This window comes from Methanobrevibacter ruminantium, from assembly GCF_016294135.1.
GTDB lineage: Archaea > Methanobacteriota > Methanobacteria > Methanobacteriales > Methanobacteriaceae > Methanobrevibacter > Methanobrevibacter ruminantium_A.
The window spans coordinates 1-17842 of the sequence record NZ_JAEDCO010000033.1 but is presented as its reverse complement, the minus strand read 5'-3'; the positions used below and the strand labels follow the sequence as shown (position 1 = coordinate 17842).

17 protein-coding genes are annotated in these 17842 nt (G+C 30.9%); 4 read left to right on the top strand and 13 right to left on the bottom strand.

Annotated elements, in window-relative coordinates; all coding sequences use genetic code 11:
• Positions 1-115 precede the first annotated feature (115 nt).
• From VW161_RS07375 to VW161_RS07360, 4 genes are all read left to right on the top strand, one after another.
• A complete protein-coding gene (locus tag VW161_RS07375) occupies positions 116-2830 on the top strand; it encodes a DEAD/DEAH box helicase (RefSeq protein ID WP_325192852.1) in 2715 nt (904 codons plus the stop codon).
• Positions 2831-2911: 81 nt separating this feature from the next.
• Complete coding sequence (locus tag VW161_RS07370) at positions 2912-3211, top strand: hypothetical protein (RefSeq protein ID WP_304103274.1); 300 nt, start codon at positions 2912-2914, stop codon at positions 3209-3211.
• 6 nt (positions 3212-3217) lie between these two features.
• The gene (locus tag VW161_RS07365; RefSeq protein WP_304103271.1) at positions 3218-4273 is read left to right on the top strand and encodes a ribonuclease H-like domain-containing protein; all 1056 of its coding nucleotides are present in this window, start codon (positions 3218-3220) and stop codon (positions 4271-4273) included.
• 617 nt (positions 4274-4890) lie between these two features.
• The gene (locus VW161_RS07360) at positions 4891-5310 is read left to right on the top strand and encodes a nuclease (RefSeq protein ID WP_304087949.1); all 420 of its coding nucleotides are present in this window, start codon (positions 4891-4893) and stop codon (positions 5308-5310) included.
• Between the two features lie 136 nt (positions 5311-5446).
• On the opposite strand, the gene VW161_RS07355 is transcribed toward VW161_RS07360, so the two are convergent.
• From VW161_RS07355 to VW161_RS07295, 13 genes are all read right to left on the bottom strand, one after another.
• Positions 5447-8224 carry an SMC family ATPase gene (locus VW161_RS07355; protein WP_325192851.1) on the bottom strand — a complete coding sequence of 926 codons (2778 nt, stop codon included), beginning with the start codon at positions 8222-8224 and terminating at the stop codon, positions 5447-5449.
• Positions 8225-8233: 9 nt separating this feature from the next.
• A complete protein-coding gene (locus VW161_RS07350; RefSeq protein ID WP_304087953.1) occupies positions 8234-9559 on the bottom strand; it encodes a metallophosphoesterase family protein in 1326 nt (441 codons plus the stop codon).
• 120 nt (positions 9560-9679) lie between these two features.
• Positions 9680-11188 carry a helicase HerA-like domain-containing protein gene (locus tag VW161_RS07345; RefSeq protein ID WP_304103265.1) on the bottom strand — a complete coding sequence of 503 codons (1509 nt, stop codon included), beginning with the start codon at positions 11186-11188 and terminating at the stop codon, positions 9680-9682.
• Between the two features lie 100 nt (positions 11189-11288).
• Positions 11289-12377 (bottom strand): DNA double-strand break repair nuclease NurA, encoded by a 1089-nt coding sequence (locus VW161_RS07340; RefSeq protein WP_304087957.1) that lies wholly within the window; start codon positions 12375-12377, stop codon positions 11289-11291.
• A 237-nt stretch (positions 12378-12614) separates the two neighbouring features.
• On the bottom strand, positions 12615-13364 hold the full coding sequence (locus VW161_RS07335; RefSeq protein ID WP_304087959.1) for a geranylgeranylglyceryl/heptaprenylglyceryl phosphate synthase: 750 nt from the start codon (positions 13362-13364) through the stop codon (positions 12615-12617).
• Between the two features lie 358 nt (positions 13365-13722).
• Positions 13723-13869, bottom strand: coding sequence for a 50S ribosomal protein L40e (locus VW161_RS07330; protein ID WP_048812436.1), 147 nt, complete (start codon positions 13867-13869; stop codon positions 13723-13725).
• A gap of 194 nt (positions 13870-14063) precedes the next feature.
• Positions 14064-14582, bottom strand: a complete 519-nt coding sequence (locus VW161_RS07325; protein ID WP_304087962.1) for a DUF367 family protein — start codon at positions 14580-14582, stop codon at positions 14064-14066.
• Positions 14583-14671: 89 nt separating this feature from the next.
• Complete coding sequence (locus VW161_RS07320; RefSeq protein ID WP_304087964.1) at positions 14672-15367, bottom strand: hypothetical protein; 696 nt, start codon at positions 15365-15367, stop codon at positions 14672-14674.
• Between the two features lie 24 nt (positions 15368-15391).
• Positions 15392-15784, bottom strand: coding sequence for a hypothetical protein (locus VW161_RS07315; RefSeq protein ID WP_304087966.1), 393 nt, complete (start codon positions 15782-15784; stop codon positions 15392-15394).
• A 13-nt stretch (positions 15785-15797) separates the two neighbouring features.
• Positions 15798-16463 carry a DUF116 domain-containing protein gene (locus tag VW161_RS07310; protein WP_304087969.1) on the bottom strand — a complete coding sequence of 222 codons (666 nt, stop codon included), beginning with the start codon at positions 16461-16463 and terminating at the stop codon, positions 15798-15800.
• A 221-nt stretch (positions 16464-16684) separates the two neighbouring features.
• Positions 16685-17149 (bottom strand): hypothetical protein, encoded by a 465-nt coding sequence (locus tag VW161_RS07305; protein WP_304087970.1) that lies wholly within the window; start codon positions 17147-17149, stop codon positions 16685-16687.
• A gap of 157 nt (positions 17150-17306) precedes the next feature.
• Entirely contained in the window at positions 17307-17462 is a 156-nt protein-coding gene (locus VW161_RS07300) for a hypothetical protein (protein WP_295618478.1), read from the bottom strand.
• Positions 17463-17599: 137 nt separating this feature from the next.
• On the bottom strand, positions 17600-17842 hold a 243-nt coding region (locus tag VW161_RS07295), incomplete at its 5' end, for a hypothetical protein (RefSeq protein ID WP_325192850.1).

Below are 17842 nucleotides of genomic sequence, written 5' to 3'. Positions count from 1 at the left end.
TACTTTATTATACAAATAATACTTTATTATACAAATAATACTTTATTATACAAATTCAATAATTAACTTAAAACTTAATTCAATACTCAATTAATACTTAATTTTAATGATTATTATGACAAATATGGCTAAAGACAAAGATGAGATGGAAAATATCGACAAGTTTAAAAACGATATTCGTTTTAGGAAAAAAATCGAGCATGTCGAGACCATTCCTGCAAAAGAGGCTAGCTATAAAAAGGTAGATAAACTAGAGAAAAAGATATTGAACTACCTTGAGGAAAAGGAAATTAAGCTATATAAACACCAGGCTTTAGCTATTGAAAAGTCAAGAGAAGACAAGAACATAATCATTACAACACCAACTGCAAGTGGAAAGACATTATCCTTCAATTTACCTGTATTGGAAGAACTCATTAAGGATAATGACGCTTGTGCATTATACATTTATCCTGCTAAGGCATTATCTTATGACCAATTAAAGGTTTTAAGGAAATTTGATGAGAAACTAGACCTTGACATTAATCCAAATCCTTATGATGGAGACACACCAAAGGCTAAAAGGTATAAAATTAGGCAGGAATCAAGAGTTATTCTTACAAACCCATATCAAATTCATTTGATCTTGCAATGGCATCATCAATGGAAACGTTTCTATTCAAATCTAAAGTATATTGTTATTGATGAAGCCCATTACTATAAGGGGATATTCGGTTCAAACGTTGCATTCCTAATTAGAAGGTTGAAGAGAATTGCTAATTTCTATGGATCCAATCCTAAATTCATATTGTCTTCAGCAACACTTGCTAATCCTTTAGAGCTTGCAGAAAAGTTAACTGGAGAGGAATTTGAATTGATTGATGAGGATAGCTCTCCAAGCGGTGAGAAAGACTTTATTCTATACAATCCATATAAAAAATTGCCCGTTCATTCTGATGATGAAAATCTATCCATTCACCAGGAAACTGAAAGGATTTTCCTTTATTTGCTGCTTAAAGACATACAAACATTATGCTTCACATCAAGCAGAAAGATTGCAGAATTGATTGCATTATGGACAAAAAGGGATATGGAGCATACTAAAAAGAGGTATGTGGATAGGATTTCAGCTTATAGGGCAGGCTATTTGGCTGAAGACAGAAGAGAAATAGAAGACGGCCTAAAATCAAGAAAATATTTAGGCGTTACCTCTACAAATGCCCTTGAATTAGGTATTGATGTAGGCAGTTTAGATGCTGTAATCATTTCAGGATTCCCTGGCTCCATGATTTCAACCTGGCAGCAAGGAGGAAGATCTGGTAGAGGAAATCAGAAATCCCTTGTCATATTGGTTGCATTTGAAAACCAATTGGACCAATACTTTATGAAAAATCCAGAATTCTTCTTTGACAAGCCTCATGAGAACGTTGTAATCGATTTGAATAATGAAAAGCTATTGAATAATCATATTATTTGTGCTGCAAATGAATTGCCACTTGCTCCAGAAGAGATAGAAAAGGTATTCGGTGTAGATGAAGAATTCATAGACAATATCGTTCAGAACAGGGACTTGAGAAAGAGCGCAGGAGTTTACATTTATCCTTATGATGATAATCCAGCATTTGAATTTTCGCTTGATCAGATTTCAAATGAGATATTCAGCGTAATGAATGGAAATCAATTGATTGAAAAGATAGAAAGGTCTCAAATGTATAGGGAAGCTCATGAGGGAGCTATTTTAATCAATAAAGGCCAAACTTATATTGTAACTGATGTCGACTTTAACACTCATATTATAAATGTGATTAAAAGGGATGTCAATGCCCATACAATTGCACTTAAGAGGACTCAAACAAAAATCATTAAAAAGATCAAAAAGGTCAAGATTGGAGACTTTACTGTTCATTATGGAGAGCTTGAAGTAGAGGAAGACTATTATAAATACAAGAGAATGGAATTTTCAAAGACAATTGGAACATACATTCTAGACTTGCCTCCATTGAAATTCAAGACAAAAGGATTGTGGTTTACAATTCCAAACAGTGTCAAAGAGACATTGGAAGAGAGATTTAAGAATGAAAGCGAAGTCTATGAAGGAGGCCTTCACGGTGCAGAACATGCTTTGATAGGACTGTTCCCACTTCATGTGATGTGTGATAGATTTGATATTGGCGGACTTTCAACCAATTATCATGAAGACACTCAAGAAGCTTCAATTTTCATTTACGATGCATATGAAGGAGGAATTGGTATTTGTGAAAAGGCAATTGATGTATTCAGCAAATTAACCAATTCTACAAGGAATCTTCTAAAGACATGCGAATGTGAAAACGGTTGCCCTTCCTGTATATACTCTCCTAAATGTGGAAATGATAACAAGCCATTGCATAAGAAAGCTACTGAGTTCATTTTGGATTATATGTGGGAAGAGATGAATAAGTTATCTCCAGAGGAATTATCTGCATTGGAAAATCAGAATTTAGAGGATAATATATCCTATAATGAAACATATTATAACCAAAAAGATAAGAGAAGTAGGGATATAGAAAATTCTAATGAGCCTATCGATGAAGAGATGGTGGAAAATGAGGAAAATGAAGAGATAGATCCTTTAGATGAGGCATATGCTGATGCCCTTGAAGAGTTCAATAAGGGAAACTATAGCATTGCTAAAGATATATTAACCAATATACTAATCAAGAAAGATAGTGCAGACGCATATTATCTCATTGGAAAAATACTTTATGAGCAAGATGATAAGTTAGGGGCTTTATCTTTTGTGAAAAAAGCTATTTCAATTGATTCTGGACATGAGGACGCTAATGAATTCTTGCTTGAATTGAAACATTGAAAACAAATAAAAATAAGAAATAATATATAATGTTTATAAAAAGTTTATAAAACTTTATAAAAGGGTTATGAAGGTGATATTATGGAAATCACTGATGAAAATAAAAATGAAGTTAAAGAGCAAATCAATACAGACATCAACAATATCCTTGAAAAACATGAACTTCCTTATAGAATGGATGGGCTTTCAATTATGAAAACAACTAAAGGAACCAGTTTTTTAGGAAATGTGAGGGTTCATGATCCAAATAAAGTCAAAGCAGTCAGAGCAGAGATTGAATCATACTTGGCTAAGTTTGGAAAAGTCGTCATTAATTCAAGAGATGTTGTTCCTTGCTGTGAATTGCCATATACCTACATTACATTCCATATAAATTTCTAAGATACTATGACATCACGTAGAGAAGAGCATGAAGCATATCTGGAGAAAATTCTATCAAATTCATTATCTTCTGCAAATCCCTCTAAAGAAGCTTATGAAAGAGGTAGGCTAGGCTCTCTCACTTATTTTAACAATCTTAAATTTGGATTGATGCATAAATACAATGATTGGGATTTCTTGGATATTGAAGGAAGCAAAGTGATTGAAAATATCTATGGAGAAACCTTGAAGATTACAAGAAAAGAGAAAATAGACTTTTCTTTAGAAAATAAAAATAAATCCATTAAGGAAGATTTGGCTTCAAATTTAAAGTTAATGCCTGGAATAGGGTTTCAAAAAGAAATGAAACTTAAGGAAAATGGATACAATAATTTTTATGACTTGTTAAATCATCCCACTTATGCAAGAAATGCAGAAAAATTAATAGAAAAAATAGAAAATGACTGTTTCATCAAGGAGTTTAATCTACTGAAAAGATTGAATAAATATCCTAATTCCAGAAACAGCACTTTAAAGGCTTTAAGCTCTCTTGATCCATTTAATTTGAAATTCATGGATATTGAAACTCTTGGATTATCAAATGCAGCAATCATTCTACTTGGGATTGCTGAGATTAAAGGAGATTATATTGAATCCAACCAGTATTTGCTTAGAAGAAAGGAAGAGGAACCTGCACTTATTGAAAGCTATCTTTCACATATTGATGAAGCCAGCGTTCATGTAACATACAATGGAGCTAATTTTGATATTCCTTTCATAAAAAACAGAGCAAGATTATATAGGATAGATTGCAATCTTGATCAAACCCACTTTGACTTAATGTATCCTTCCCGCAACTTATGGAAAGACAAGTTGCCTAATTGCAAATTAACCACTATAGAAGAGCATTTATTCGGTATCAAAAGGGATGATGATATACCTGGAGCTTATATACCTGATTACTATAGAACATATCTAACAACTAAGAATATTGGCCCTTTAATCCCTATAATAGAGCATAATCGTATGGATATCGTTTCTCTCGCTCATTTCCTAATGAGAATATATGAAGCGTCTTTTTAGTCTTTTATCCTATTAGTCTTTTAGCCATTTTAGTCTTTTAAAACTCCTATTTTTTAACTTTTTTTATAAACTACAATTTATCCATTACTAAAATCTAATTGAGTAATAAAATTATTTTAAATTGTATTAAAGTTATCTAAACATCAAATAACTTTAAGATATTGCCTTAATGGGAATAATAATAAATATTTGTTTTTAGATATCCAAATTAATTGATATAACTACATTAAATAAACATTACATTTATAAATAATGAATTATAAAAAATAAATTGAAGATAACCTTTAAGGTAAGACTCTAACTAAGTTAAAGAATAAAAATTAAGTAATTTTTAAAAAAAATTATTATCCCATATAAAAAAAATTAAAAATGCTTAATTTTTATCTTTCTTTTTAACTTTTTTTAGATTTTATTCATTTTTTCATCTAAAATTTATAGCCTATTTTTCAAATATACTTTACTTAATTAACTTATAATGATGAATATCCTATCATTTATTCATTATATTGAAAAAAATTATCTTTTAAAATGATTTTTATATAAAATTTTTAATATTAAGAAAACAATATAAAATATAAGACATGAACTTAAAATGAAAATTAAAAAGGAAGGATAAAATGTTTGAAGAGGAACAAGACAATAAAATCTATAATCTTATTATAACACGTGGAATTGATCAAGAAAACGAATATGGACAATTTACAGAGAAACTATACTCTAAACCGGACTTCTTATGGACTGAATCAATGGCAAAGGATTACGCTCCTTTTGGAGAAAGTTTCTTTAAAAAAGTAGATGTTATTGTTGTTTTATCTGGAATTTACAATTATAACCAAATGTATATTGACATTCTAATCGAAAAAGCGGAAGAATTTGACATTCCTATACTTTTAGTACGTCCTTATGGTATGGAAATAGTTCCAGAAGAGCTTGAGAAAAAAGCAAAAGCAGTTGTTGGATGGAATGCAAACTGCATTGTCGATGACATAAGATCCATTGTAAGCGGAGATTATGATGAATTCTGTGATGATTTTTAAATAAATCATTCCTTCTTTTTTTAATTATTGATAAATAAGTCATTTAAAAATAAAAATATAAAAAAAATTTTAAATAAAAAAAGATAAGTAAATAAATTAATTACTTATCGAAACTTTTTTTAAACTTTAAGCTGTTTTAACTATTTATTTTAACCTTAGAGATTCCATCTTCTTTAACAACTCTAATGAGAGTGTCTGCAGCATTCTCCAATTCATCATCATGAGTAACTATCAACATTTGAGGAATTACAGACATGCTACGTAAAACAGTGATTAAATGCTGTTTACGGAAACTGTCTAAGTGAATTGTAGGCTCATCCAAAAGAATTGTCTCAATATTTCCTTTTGACATTGCTTGGGTTATGCCTAATCTTAATGCAAGAGAGATAGCTATTTTCTCACCACCACTAACCATTTCTATATTGGCTTCCCCTTCAGGACCATAGATGGAAATGTTGTACTCATCATCCAATATCAAGTCGGAATAGTTGAAGTTGAACTTCTCAAAGAATTCCCTTGTATACTTCTGAATCAATGGTCTGGACTGGCTTCTTAAGTCCTTTTGAATACCATCTTTACTGTAGAAAGTTCTTAAATCTTCAAGCAAACCGTAATATTCCTTAACAGCAATGAATTCCTCTTTATTTTTTCTATTTGCTTCAATGGTTTTTTCAATGGTTTCCACTGTAGTTTCATAGATCTTCAAGTTGTTGTCATTGACAGCAATCTCTTTAGAGTATCCATTGAACTTATCATTTAATCTTTCAATCAGGAATATCATATTCCTGTAATTCTCTTCATTATATGCTGAAGACTCGATTGCTTTCTTAATCATTTTGATATCATTTTCCTTTTGAGAGATTTCATCTGCTTTAAGCTTTAATTTTTCTTCATACTCACCTTTAGCTTTCACAGAACCTAGTAGAACATGATATCTTGTATCCTTTTCAGAGAGGTCTTTTATCAATCCGTCCAAAGTTTCAAAACTCATATCCAATGAAAGATTGGAATCTGCATTGACATATTCCTTAAGTTTTTCTTCTTCAAGATTGATTTTACCTGCAATGGTATATAATTCATCCTTGATCTTGGATTCATCTGGATATGATTTAAGAAGAGTATTTGCTTCCAAATACTTTTTATCATGAGATTCAAGCTCTTTGAATTCATTATTCTTAAATTCAATTATCTTATCCAACTCTTCAAGCTCATTCTTCTTGCCTTGAAGATCATTGATTTTGGAATTTACGGTTTCCAAACTCTTTGAAAACTTGTCCAAATCTCCAACAATATGTTTGTTCTGATATATCTTTGTTTTAATTGAATCAAGCTTTAATAAATTAGCATCTTTTAATGATTTTTCCTTGTTTAATTTAATGATAATTTCATTATTTTCATTAATCTTTTTAGTATTAGTCTTGATTGTGTCCTCATACATATGTATGAGTTCATTTTTCTTATCTTCGCTAATATCAGATTGGCAAACAGGACATTTATTATCCACTTCCTTAATGTCAGATAATGGCTCATCCAGTGACTTGATTTCCTGATTGAGACTGATGTTTTCCTTATTCAATTTTTTCAATTCCTCATCAATCTCAGCAGTCTCATTATTAAGATTGGTTCTAAGGGTTTCAACAAGACTTTCCAAGTTATTCAAATCATCATTGGTTTTGATAGTTTCGATTTCCTCTTCAAACTCAGATAAGACTGTTTTTGCATCGTAGTAGAAACTGTCCAAATCTTTGTTGTACTGATCAATATCATGGATTAAGGTGTTTTTCTCCTTTTCCAATTCATTCAGACGTTTGATTTCAGCAGACAATTCAACTTTCTTGTTGTTTAAAGCCTTGGTTTCACCTTCAAGAGATACAAATCTTTCATGATTCTCCTTTTCAGATTCTATAATTGACTTATAGCCTTCAATCTTTGTGATAATTTCCTTATTGTTTTTTTCATCCTGTTTAAAATTATTTAAATCAGTGAGAGAGACCTTAAATTCATTATAGACTGGAAGCTTATCACTATATGGCTTCAAGAGATTCATTTGTTCCTCATTTCTTAAAATTTCCTTGTATTTATTAGACATTTCCTCTTTTAACTTATTTAATCCATTTAAATTCTCATTTTCATGAACTAATTTCAAATTAAGAGCCTCGTAATCCTTCTTTTGTTTGTCCAATTCTTCTTTTTCCTTATTTTTTAATTCAATGTCATTTTTAAGAGATTCATAATCCTTCTTTAAAGCATTATTTCTTTCACTTAAAGTGAAATGCTCTTCTTTAGCCTTTTTAAGTTCAAAATTAAGCTCTGACTCTGGCTGTATCCTATCCTCTAAAACAGCCTTTCTTGTTTTATAGTCTTCACTAATTCTAGGAAGGTTATCATAAGCCTTTTCCAGTTCTTCAAGACGTAACAACTTACCGATTAACTTCTTACGTTTAGCAGGTGTCTTATCGATAAGTTCAGCTATTTCACCTTGCCTAATATGGATTGCATTTAAAAATGTTGAGGAATCCATGCTTAATATTATTTCAATTTCCTTATCGACTTCCTTATTTCCGGAAACGATGATTTCAGCTTCCCCATCTACAATCTTATATAAGCTTGATGTAGGTTTTGAACCGGATTTAGTAAGGGTTATTGTTCTTTCAACCATATATTCGATTCCATTTGAAACAAATGATAATCTTACAATCATTTGAATCTTATCGCCAGTGTTCTTATTTGACCTAACCAAATCATTGATGGATTTTGTAGTGTATGATTTGAACAATGCAAAGGAGATGGCTTCAAATATGGAAGATTTTCCAGCACCATTTTCCCCTACAATCAAGCTGATTCCAGGATTAAAATCCAAGATAGTGTCTGCATGTGATTTAAAGTTTTTCAATTCTAACCTTGTAAATATCATCATATCACCCTAAAAGTCATCAAAACTCATTTGTTGAGATTTTTCATGATTTGTATCATCTTCAATGGAATTATCCAAATTCTTATCCAAATATTCGTCTAAACTATCAAATTTTTTCATATCATCTGATTCTTCTCTAGATTCTCCTCTAGATTCTCCTCTAGATTCTCCTCTAGATTCCTCTTCATTATAATAATGCTCGCTATAGAACCTATCTGAAATGAATTTGGCATCATCTATTCTTCCAACAGAGAGATTGTCCAATAAGTCAATGGATAATCTATTCACTTCAACCCTACCATACTTTTCATTTACTCTTTTTTGCAATAAAGTCCTTGGATCCAATATTTTGGTATCATCTATAATCTTTTCCTCTTCCAATACCTTGTCTGGCTTAAAGCTAGGCCTTAGATTCAATACATTATCACCGATTGCTTCCTTGATAGTTTCATATACATCCGCACTATCGAAATCGCCACCAGCAACAGTCAAATCAAGCATAGGCTTATTGTCAAATGATTGAATCTTCTCCCTAATGTCATGGAGGCCTTCTTCAAACTTATTGTAATCAATAACAGCCCTAACAAACTCTCTTGGAAGGTCAATCTTCACTCTTTCAACTTGAGGCTTATCATAGCTTAAGTCCACTACAACGAATCCCTTACCGAATTCTCTGAAATTCTCATTGGATTCGCTTGTTCTCCATATTTCCATAGACCCCGGATAAACCAATTTACCTTTTCCGAAATCCTCTTCAACATAATTATGAACGTGACCCATAGCATAATAATCAAAGTTTTTAGGCATTTGTGAAAGCTCGATTTCATGGGTATCCTCATGCATCCATTTGTCAATACCTTGGTGAGAAACCAAAATGGACTTAAGATACTTGTCTGCCATCTTGGATAATTGGTCATAAGCACTTTTTAAAGCCCTGCTTTGTGAACTAGGGACATAACGAACTCCACAAATCAATACTGGCCCTTCAGTATACATTGGATGATTATCACTGATTAACTTAAGCCCTATGTCTTTAAATAAAACTTGTGGAGGCAATGCTCCTTTTCTTAAGATTGAATCATGGTTTCCAGCAACAGCATAAATAGGTATTTTAGCTTCGTTCAATCTAAGCAATGCCTTTTGAAATGCAAGCAATGCTTCTGTAGAAGGCCTGTTATTGTCAAATAAATCTCCGCTATGGATAACAAAATCCACATCTTCTTCTATTATTTTATCTATATTCCTAGCGAATACATCATAAAAGTCAGTTTCACGTTCCAATAGTCCAAATTGTCTTGAACCTAAATGACTATCAGATAAATGTGCAAAACGCATTTTATTTCACCCTCCTTTGTTTTTAAATTTATTACATTATTAATAAGTGTTAAAACATGAAATTTTTAAATTTTTTATACAACAATAATAAGAATTAGTATCTTATAAAGATTTCTAAATCTAATATCCTCCGCCTAAATTAACAAATTGGTCTAATTCCTTTTGTAAAGCTTTTTCCTCATCTTCTTTTTTTGTTTGCCATTGCTCAATGATATTTAAGTCCCCACCTCTTTGGCGTCCCTTGAATTCATTGATCTTTACAAGGGTTGGAACCTTTGTCATGAGCCCTAAAACCAACGCTTCCCCAATGTTAAGTGATGGCAATTGCTTTACCAAATCTTCACTAAGGCTTTCACTTGCAGTTTGGACATGCCTTTGGTCTTTTGGCTCTACAAGTCTTAGAATTATCATATTATTGGCTTGAGATAATGTTTCAGCATCAACAGATTTAGGAGATTGACTTACCAAACAAAGACCTAAACCAAATTTACGACCTTCTCTAGCTATACGTGTAATCCAATATTTACTGTTGCTGCTTCTGTTTTGAGGTGCTAAAATATGTGCTTCTTCAACTACAAAGAATAATGGATAGGGCAATGCATCATTATCGTTGTGTCTGACATATTGTTTTCTGCTCCTAAGGGATCTTCTAAGCACATGAGCAACCAATACTTCAGCCATATTCTCATCGACTTGTCCTAAATCAAGAACATTAGCCATTCCTGGTTTTATTTGAGTTAGGAAGTCACCAATATTAACATTTAATAATCTATCATATTTTACATTCAAATCCTCTATCTTATTGATTACATCCATAATGTTTTTCTTATTGCTGGCATCATAATCCTCATCATTATACCAGTTATCAAGGATTTTGTATAATAATTCTATAAAATCAGCAGTGCTTGCAGTTCCCTCTTTCACTAATCGTCTAGCTTCGTTAAAAGCTCTTCTAAAGTATCTCTCTTGCAAAGGAGCATTGGAAGGAATGCTTGCCAATTTTTTAATTTCTGAAAATTCCATATATTGAGGATTTATCATTGGCAGGATTACGTTTACTTTTCCATTAGTAAATTCTGCATCAACATATTCTGAATGCATATCAAAGATAAGCATGCAACCGTTATACTCTAAAAGTCCGTCAATGATTACAGAAACAGTATTTGACTTACCTGCACCTGTCATTGCAAGAATTGCCAAGTGACGGGACACCATCTTGTTGATATCCACTCCGACTTCAACATCCTCATTGTTAATTAAATTGCCTAGCTTAAGAGAGTTTTCAATGTGGAATATCCTATCCAAAACTTCACTAGGAGCTGGATAAATAGGTGTTCCCGGAGGAGCTGGAGTACGTGGCAATTTCAAATTATCATTTATATCTCCAAGAATTGAGATGTTTCCCCTTATGTAATAATCATCACCTTCAATTTCCCTTATCTTAGCAATTGTATCTGGATCATAAATTTCATTGTTTAATGAAACGCTTCCGCGAACCATTGATTCTATCATACCTAATATGATTTTTCCATCATATTCAAGTGTTACATATTCCCCTACTTGTGGCATTTCTTTTGAAATGAAACTTACTTCAATAAGAGATGTTTCTCCTATGCATCTTCCAATCATTTTTAAACCTCTAAACTCAATATATTCTCTAAAACAAATTTTTTATTTTATAAACTTCAATTAAACTTAATAATCAAATTATTTAGTCATCTTCATTATCTTAATTTAACATTTCACGACCAGACTTATCCAAGAATCCAATTATTTTAGACAAGCTATCCATATCCTGATTTGAAATAACAACATCATTATGTGCTTTCTTTAGTAAAAATGGATATCCTTCAGTTGAATTTGATTTTAAAACCTTTAAAATTTCTCTTATTTCATCTAAATCTTTAGTGTAAAAAGGCAATTCTATTTTAATGATGTTCTTATTGTCATCAAGTCTTGCAAAGAATATTGTAAACCAAAGATCTCTAAAGAACTCATCTTCAATAGGGAAATCATGCTTGGTCTTGTAAGTTACCTTTCTATGGTAAGGTTCACTGAATCCTTGCTTTCTTGTCATTCCATCCAAAATAGCCATATCAGGTATATTTGCATGGAATATTTCATTGCTTGATGATGTTTTGGAAATGGCGATGATTTTCTTTTTATTCTCTAAAAGATATTTTAATGCAATCAAGTTTTCCAAACTCTCTAAAAATGTTATTAAAGCATATTCATCAATATTTTCATCATCAAACAAGTCTTTAAATTCTTCCTTGAAATTAAATGAAGATAGATTTAACTCGCTAGATTGTATTTCAGACTCTAGTTTTTCCTTGACTGGAGATATTATGTTTGATTTATATTCTGGTGAAATGCTCTTTTCTACAGGAATTGGACGTATCAAATCGCCTAAAATAGATCCATCATCCATATAATAATCTATATCAAAATCATTGAATGTCTTTATTGCAGTCTTTATCTCAAATATGCTCATCATATTCCTCAATCTATCCTCTAAAAATGATTGATGAGGTATTATATCGAGCTCTGCAGATTCAATTGTCTTTAGTTTTGATTCTGTATCATTAGGATTGTAAATGAGAGATTGTGCAGCTACAGCATAGAAATTGAAGCTAAGATATTTCTTTTTGTTATAGCTTCCATCACCTGCAGCAAGAATATGGTTTGAATCACTTGCAATAATCTCCTCTTCATGCCATTTGGATTCAATGTCTATTTTAGTTTCCTTATATTCTTCCAAAGGTTCATTAATTAATCCTTTTTTCCTAATAGCCTCTGTATATAACGAATTTAACATGATAAAACCTAAAAAATTATAATTTTTCTTATTTTACAATTTTATATATTAAAATATTATCCTAATATTATAAATTATTTTATAAATTAATATATAGTTTAGTTTTATTTAAACGGTTAGAAAGAGCATTTGGTAATTAATTAAAAAGATAGAAAACAATAGTAAAAAAAAAAAAATAGTTTAGAAGTTAAAAATTTATAAAATAATCTAAAAAAAGAAAAAAAGAAAGAAATAATATTATTCAGAAGCTTTACGAACTCCTGCCACTATTTCTTGGATTTTACCTTTAACATCGGTAGTTTCTTCTACAACAGTGCCTGTAACAATGATGTCTGCACCAGCTTTTGCTGCAGTATAAGCTGCTGTTGCATCACGGATTCCTCCACCTACAACAAGAACAATGTCTTGGGTAGCTCTTTTTGTATATGCAACCATTTCAGGAGGAATAGGTTGATCTGCACCGGATCCTGCTTCAATATAGAAGTATCTCATACCTAAGTTTTCAGCTGCCATAGCATAGATAGCTGGGATTTTTGGCTTGTTTCTTGGGATTAATTTAGCGTCTCCAACCCAACCGACAGTTCCACCAGGTTCAGCTACGACATAACCCATAGGAATCTTTTCGATACCTGTTTTGTTAACTGCAGGTGCTGCCAATGCTTGAGCACCGATAATCCAGTAAGGATTGTTTGAATTTAAATAACTCATGAAGAAGATAGCATCTGCATATTTGCTTGCACCATTGATGTTTCCTGGGAACAATACAATAGGCAATTCAATGTTTTCAGATAATGCCTTACAAGTTCCGTCAAGTGCAGCGGTATCTACAGTGGAACCTCCAACCATAATACCATCACTGCCACCTTCAATTGCTGCTTTAGCAATAGCTACAGCTTCTTCAGGGCTTTGTTCATCAGGATCTATTAGAGTTAAATGAATTTTACGAGTTTTTAATATTTCTTTAAAATGAGCTTCTACATTTTCCATAAAATCACACAATGAATTTTAAAATATTTATTAAATTAAATTAATTTTAGATTAATCTTTGAAATAATCTATTAATAATTATATTTATTTACTTATTAGTATTTAAAATTAATATAAATTTATTAAAAATTATTATAAAATAAAGAATCTGTAAAATTAGTAAATTATAAGAATAGTTTATAATATAAAATTGTTAAAGTTAAAAATTAGTTAAAATCAGTTAAAAATTTATAAAAACCAATGAAAATTAGTTAAAAATTAGTTAAATCAGTTAAAATTGGTATTTAGAAAAATAAGTTAATATAAAAATCTAAAGAGAATAAAAATTCTCTTTTAAGTTTAAAGGGATAGAGTGAATCTATCCTCTAGGTTCTTTAGCTTTGAATCTTAAACCTTTGTAACCACATTTTCTACAAGTAGTAGCTCCAGCAGGATTACGTGCATTACATTTTAAACAGATTTTTACATTAAACATTCTGTTTTCTGCTTCTTCAAATCTTGCCATTAATAATTCCTCCGTATCTTATTAAATTAATTGATCAATATAACTTAAATAGAAATTCATGAAAAAATTCTAGAGAAATAATTCATTAAATTCATACTAAAAGTCTAAAAATAAATTATGAATTACAATAGCATGTAATCATAACTATTAATGAAATATATTAATTTAATACTATATAAATGTTAGGTTTATTTTTACCTTTCATGAGCCTCTAAGAACTCATTTTGTATTTGTACTACCTCTTCACTTGTTTTTACATCACTGTAAGATTCCAATAAGTCATAATTCATTTCTATGAATGAATGACCCCATTTGAATCCATCCATGATATGGTGTGCCTCATCCTTAAATCCAGTTATATAGAATGTAGCGGCAATAGCTTCATTTGTAGATAATATGCAAGGCTTTCCAAAATTAACCGGATTTGCAGCGATTAAAAAAGGAAGAGACCTGTGATATTTAGATAAACTGAAGAAACTTGCTGACTTAGATACCTTATTCCAAGAACAGTCAAGACCTACAACACCCTTGTTTTCAACAAGAGGCCTGTCTTCATAGGATACTGCCTTTTCGGAAAATGGATTCAAAACAACTGCACCACGTGGAATCTGATGTATCTTATAGACTATCTTGCATTTTCCTTGCTTTTCCATCTTAAATGCAGTGCATTTCCTTTTATCACATTCATTTGCATGAAAAACAGTTACTTTCATAAATATCACTAACTTGATCTTTTAAAAAAGAGAATAAACAACAGAATAAATTATTATTCTGTCAAATCTTATAAAAATTTAATATTCCATTAACCTTGACTTGGATCAATGGTACCATTGAAAATACCATCAACGTATTCCCTATTGAATTCAAACTCCCCATCTGACATGCCCATTAAATCAGCCATTTTAGGAGCTTTTTTAGCATCTTTAAACTCAATGCTCTTAATTAAAGGTTCAGTATAATCCTTATACAACGGACAGAATAAAGTTCCGTCACATTCTGTCTTATTATCATAAGACATGATATTTATTGTATATGCGGTTCCATTAATGTCAGCTTCACAAATGTACACATTAATAGTATTATTGGAATTGTTTCCGGAACTTCCATTAGCTGAAACATTGGCATTAGGAACAGCTTGAGAATAGAATATTTTCCAAGGCTGGCCATTATAGTTTCTTATTTCAGGAGCCCCTAACCCTTGCAATTGATAAACATCGGTTATGAAGTCACCATCCTTTACACAGGACATGTTGTAGGTTATGTTATGCTCCTTATCTTCATAGGAATCAGTCCATCCTTTGGTTAAGTTATCTTCACTTATGTTATTTTGAGTCATATCACCATTAAATGTGCCGGACATAAACTTATTGTCAAAGTCTGTTGTAGGGCCTCCAAATAAGTTCATTCCAAACAATTCAAATGCTGAAACAGCACCTAATGAACTAATTACAATTGCCAATACTGCAATAGCAATAAAGGCTGTCCTTTTACTGTTCATGATTTTCCTCCAATATAATAAAGTTTAAGAGTCAGCTAAAGTAAAATTAGGCCTAAATTTAGAGCTTCTCTTTAGGTTCTTAAGTTCTACCTTAGTGGGGCATTTGTATTCTTCCAACATAAGAATCTTATAATCATAATCAATTGGCAATGAATCGTCCTTACCGTCAATAAGACCTCTGAAGTTTGCGCCAACCCAACCTGTTCCTCCTATATCATAATTGATTCTGTCAATAGGATTGAAATTTTCAAAGAACATCTCTAATTCAATTGTTCTTTCCATAGGGGCTTTATAATGGATAGCAATAACCTTATTTGAATTCATTCTGATCTTAATGAATTTCTGATCCATTTTCAATTCATCCCCTTCTCTTACTTTCTTAATGGTAAAAAATGGATTTATATCATTTTCAGGCATATTTTCACCTTATTTAACGTTTTTCTTCTTGTTTTTTAAAATCGTAATAACCAATTGTCTCAAGCACTTTTGAAACGTCCACCTTTGTTTCAAAGCAACCTGATGAAGATAAAAGAACTCCTTGAGGAGCAAAATCCGACAAGGCCATCATGGTTTGATTCAAGTCCACATGACAAGCAACGCCTACAACGGATTTGAACTTATTATGTTGAATGATCTTCTTAACGAAACTGGAACCTGGCACAATGAAAACCCTATATCCCATCGGTTCAGCCTTTTCCTTAATTACACCAATTGCACATTTTCCACAATGTGTGCATAAAACACCAGTTTCCTTTAAGCTAGCTTCACAATGAGCAGACCTTAAGCAATGGGGCAACACTATGATTTTGTCTTCAGGAGGAATCTCATCAAACTTCTTTTTATTTACCTTATTCCTTACTTCAATCCCAATATGGTCAACAAAAGCATCATCAAGGCCTAAAAGATTTGCAAAACTCTTCAATGGAGAGTAAAATACATTTACAATAAATATTATAACTGATGGCAATACCAGCTTATTTTTCCTAACTAGAATTATTCCGAGTATAAGCCCTACAATTAGGATGATTACTATCAGCAAAATTAATAGTACGACTCCTTCACCGATTAATTGGAATGCTTGTTCATGCAATAACATATTCGTCAATTCTAAATTTTTTATATTTCATTTGTTTAAATAAAACATTTAATATTATTTTATTTTATATATATATATAAAACTTTTTAAAAAAATTATAATGTATAAATAATATAATGAAATAAAAAAGAGTAAAATGTAATTCTTAAGAAAAGAAGATAATTATAAAAATAAATTATTTGATATTTACTAAAAAAATATTATTGGTAAAAAATAAATGCCTAAAATGGCTCAATCTTATAGTTCTTAACTTCTCCTTCTATAACAACACCCTCTTTGGATTTGACTATATTCAAGCCGGATAAACTGTCACAGGAGCATAAGATATCCTGTTCAGGGTGTGTTCCAGGAACTATTCCACAGTCTAATCTAACGTTTTCACCTACAGACAATACCATTTTAAGTCTTTTTGATGATGGGTGGTACTTTGGCAGTACAAGTATAGGTGACTCTATATCCCTTGTAAGATAAGCAAGAGACCTTATTCCCTTTTCATATTTTTCACCTAAATTAAAGGAAGAAACAGCTATTAAATCATCTTCTTCAAGATATTGAACAATTTCATCACTGTCTGGAGTTCCTATAAATAGCATCTTTTCCTCTCCAGCCTTAACTATTCCAACCATACCGCTTTCACCGAGCAAAAACAGTATTTCATCCTTAGTAAATTTGATTTCTGTTTCCATGATATCACAGATAATGATTTAATTGACTTAAAATGATAAAATCTTTTAATATTGAAATAAAAATAATAAAAATTCGAAAAACAGGTGTAATAAAATAATAAAAAAAGTTAAAGAGCAAATGAAACATTCACTCTTAACATATAAAATAGCAATATACTTATTCTTGTGCTTCTACGTTGTCACTTTGACAGGAAGGACAGATAACCTTTTTACCTAATCCTTTAAAATCATTTCCACAATCTAAGCATTTATATTTCTTTGTTTTCAATTTTTTCATTGAAAGATCAGCCATTGGGCCTCCAGAACTACACATAATATCACCTTTAATTAAAACAGCCAAAATAAAATTTTAACTATTGTTAATAAGTAATTGTTTATATGTTCATTTTAGTATTTATTATTTTATATTTGAAATTAAAATATATGAAAACTCAACTATAATCTAAACATTCAATCATAATACTTCATCAATTGACTTGACTCTTCAGTTGATTCAAATTCATCAATAAAATCCTTTAAATCCTTGATGAATCCCTCTTTCCTCTTTTCCAAATCATCAATAGTGGAATAATCCTTTTTAAGGGTTAAATTCATTAGAATATCATCTGTTTCAAGAGCAATTTTAGGATAATCATGAGTTAAATTAGCATGATCATTAGATTCATCTATGCTATCTAAAAGATCAAAATCATT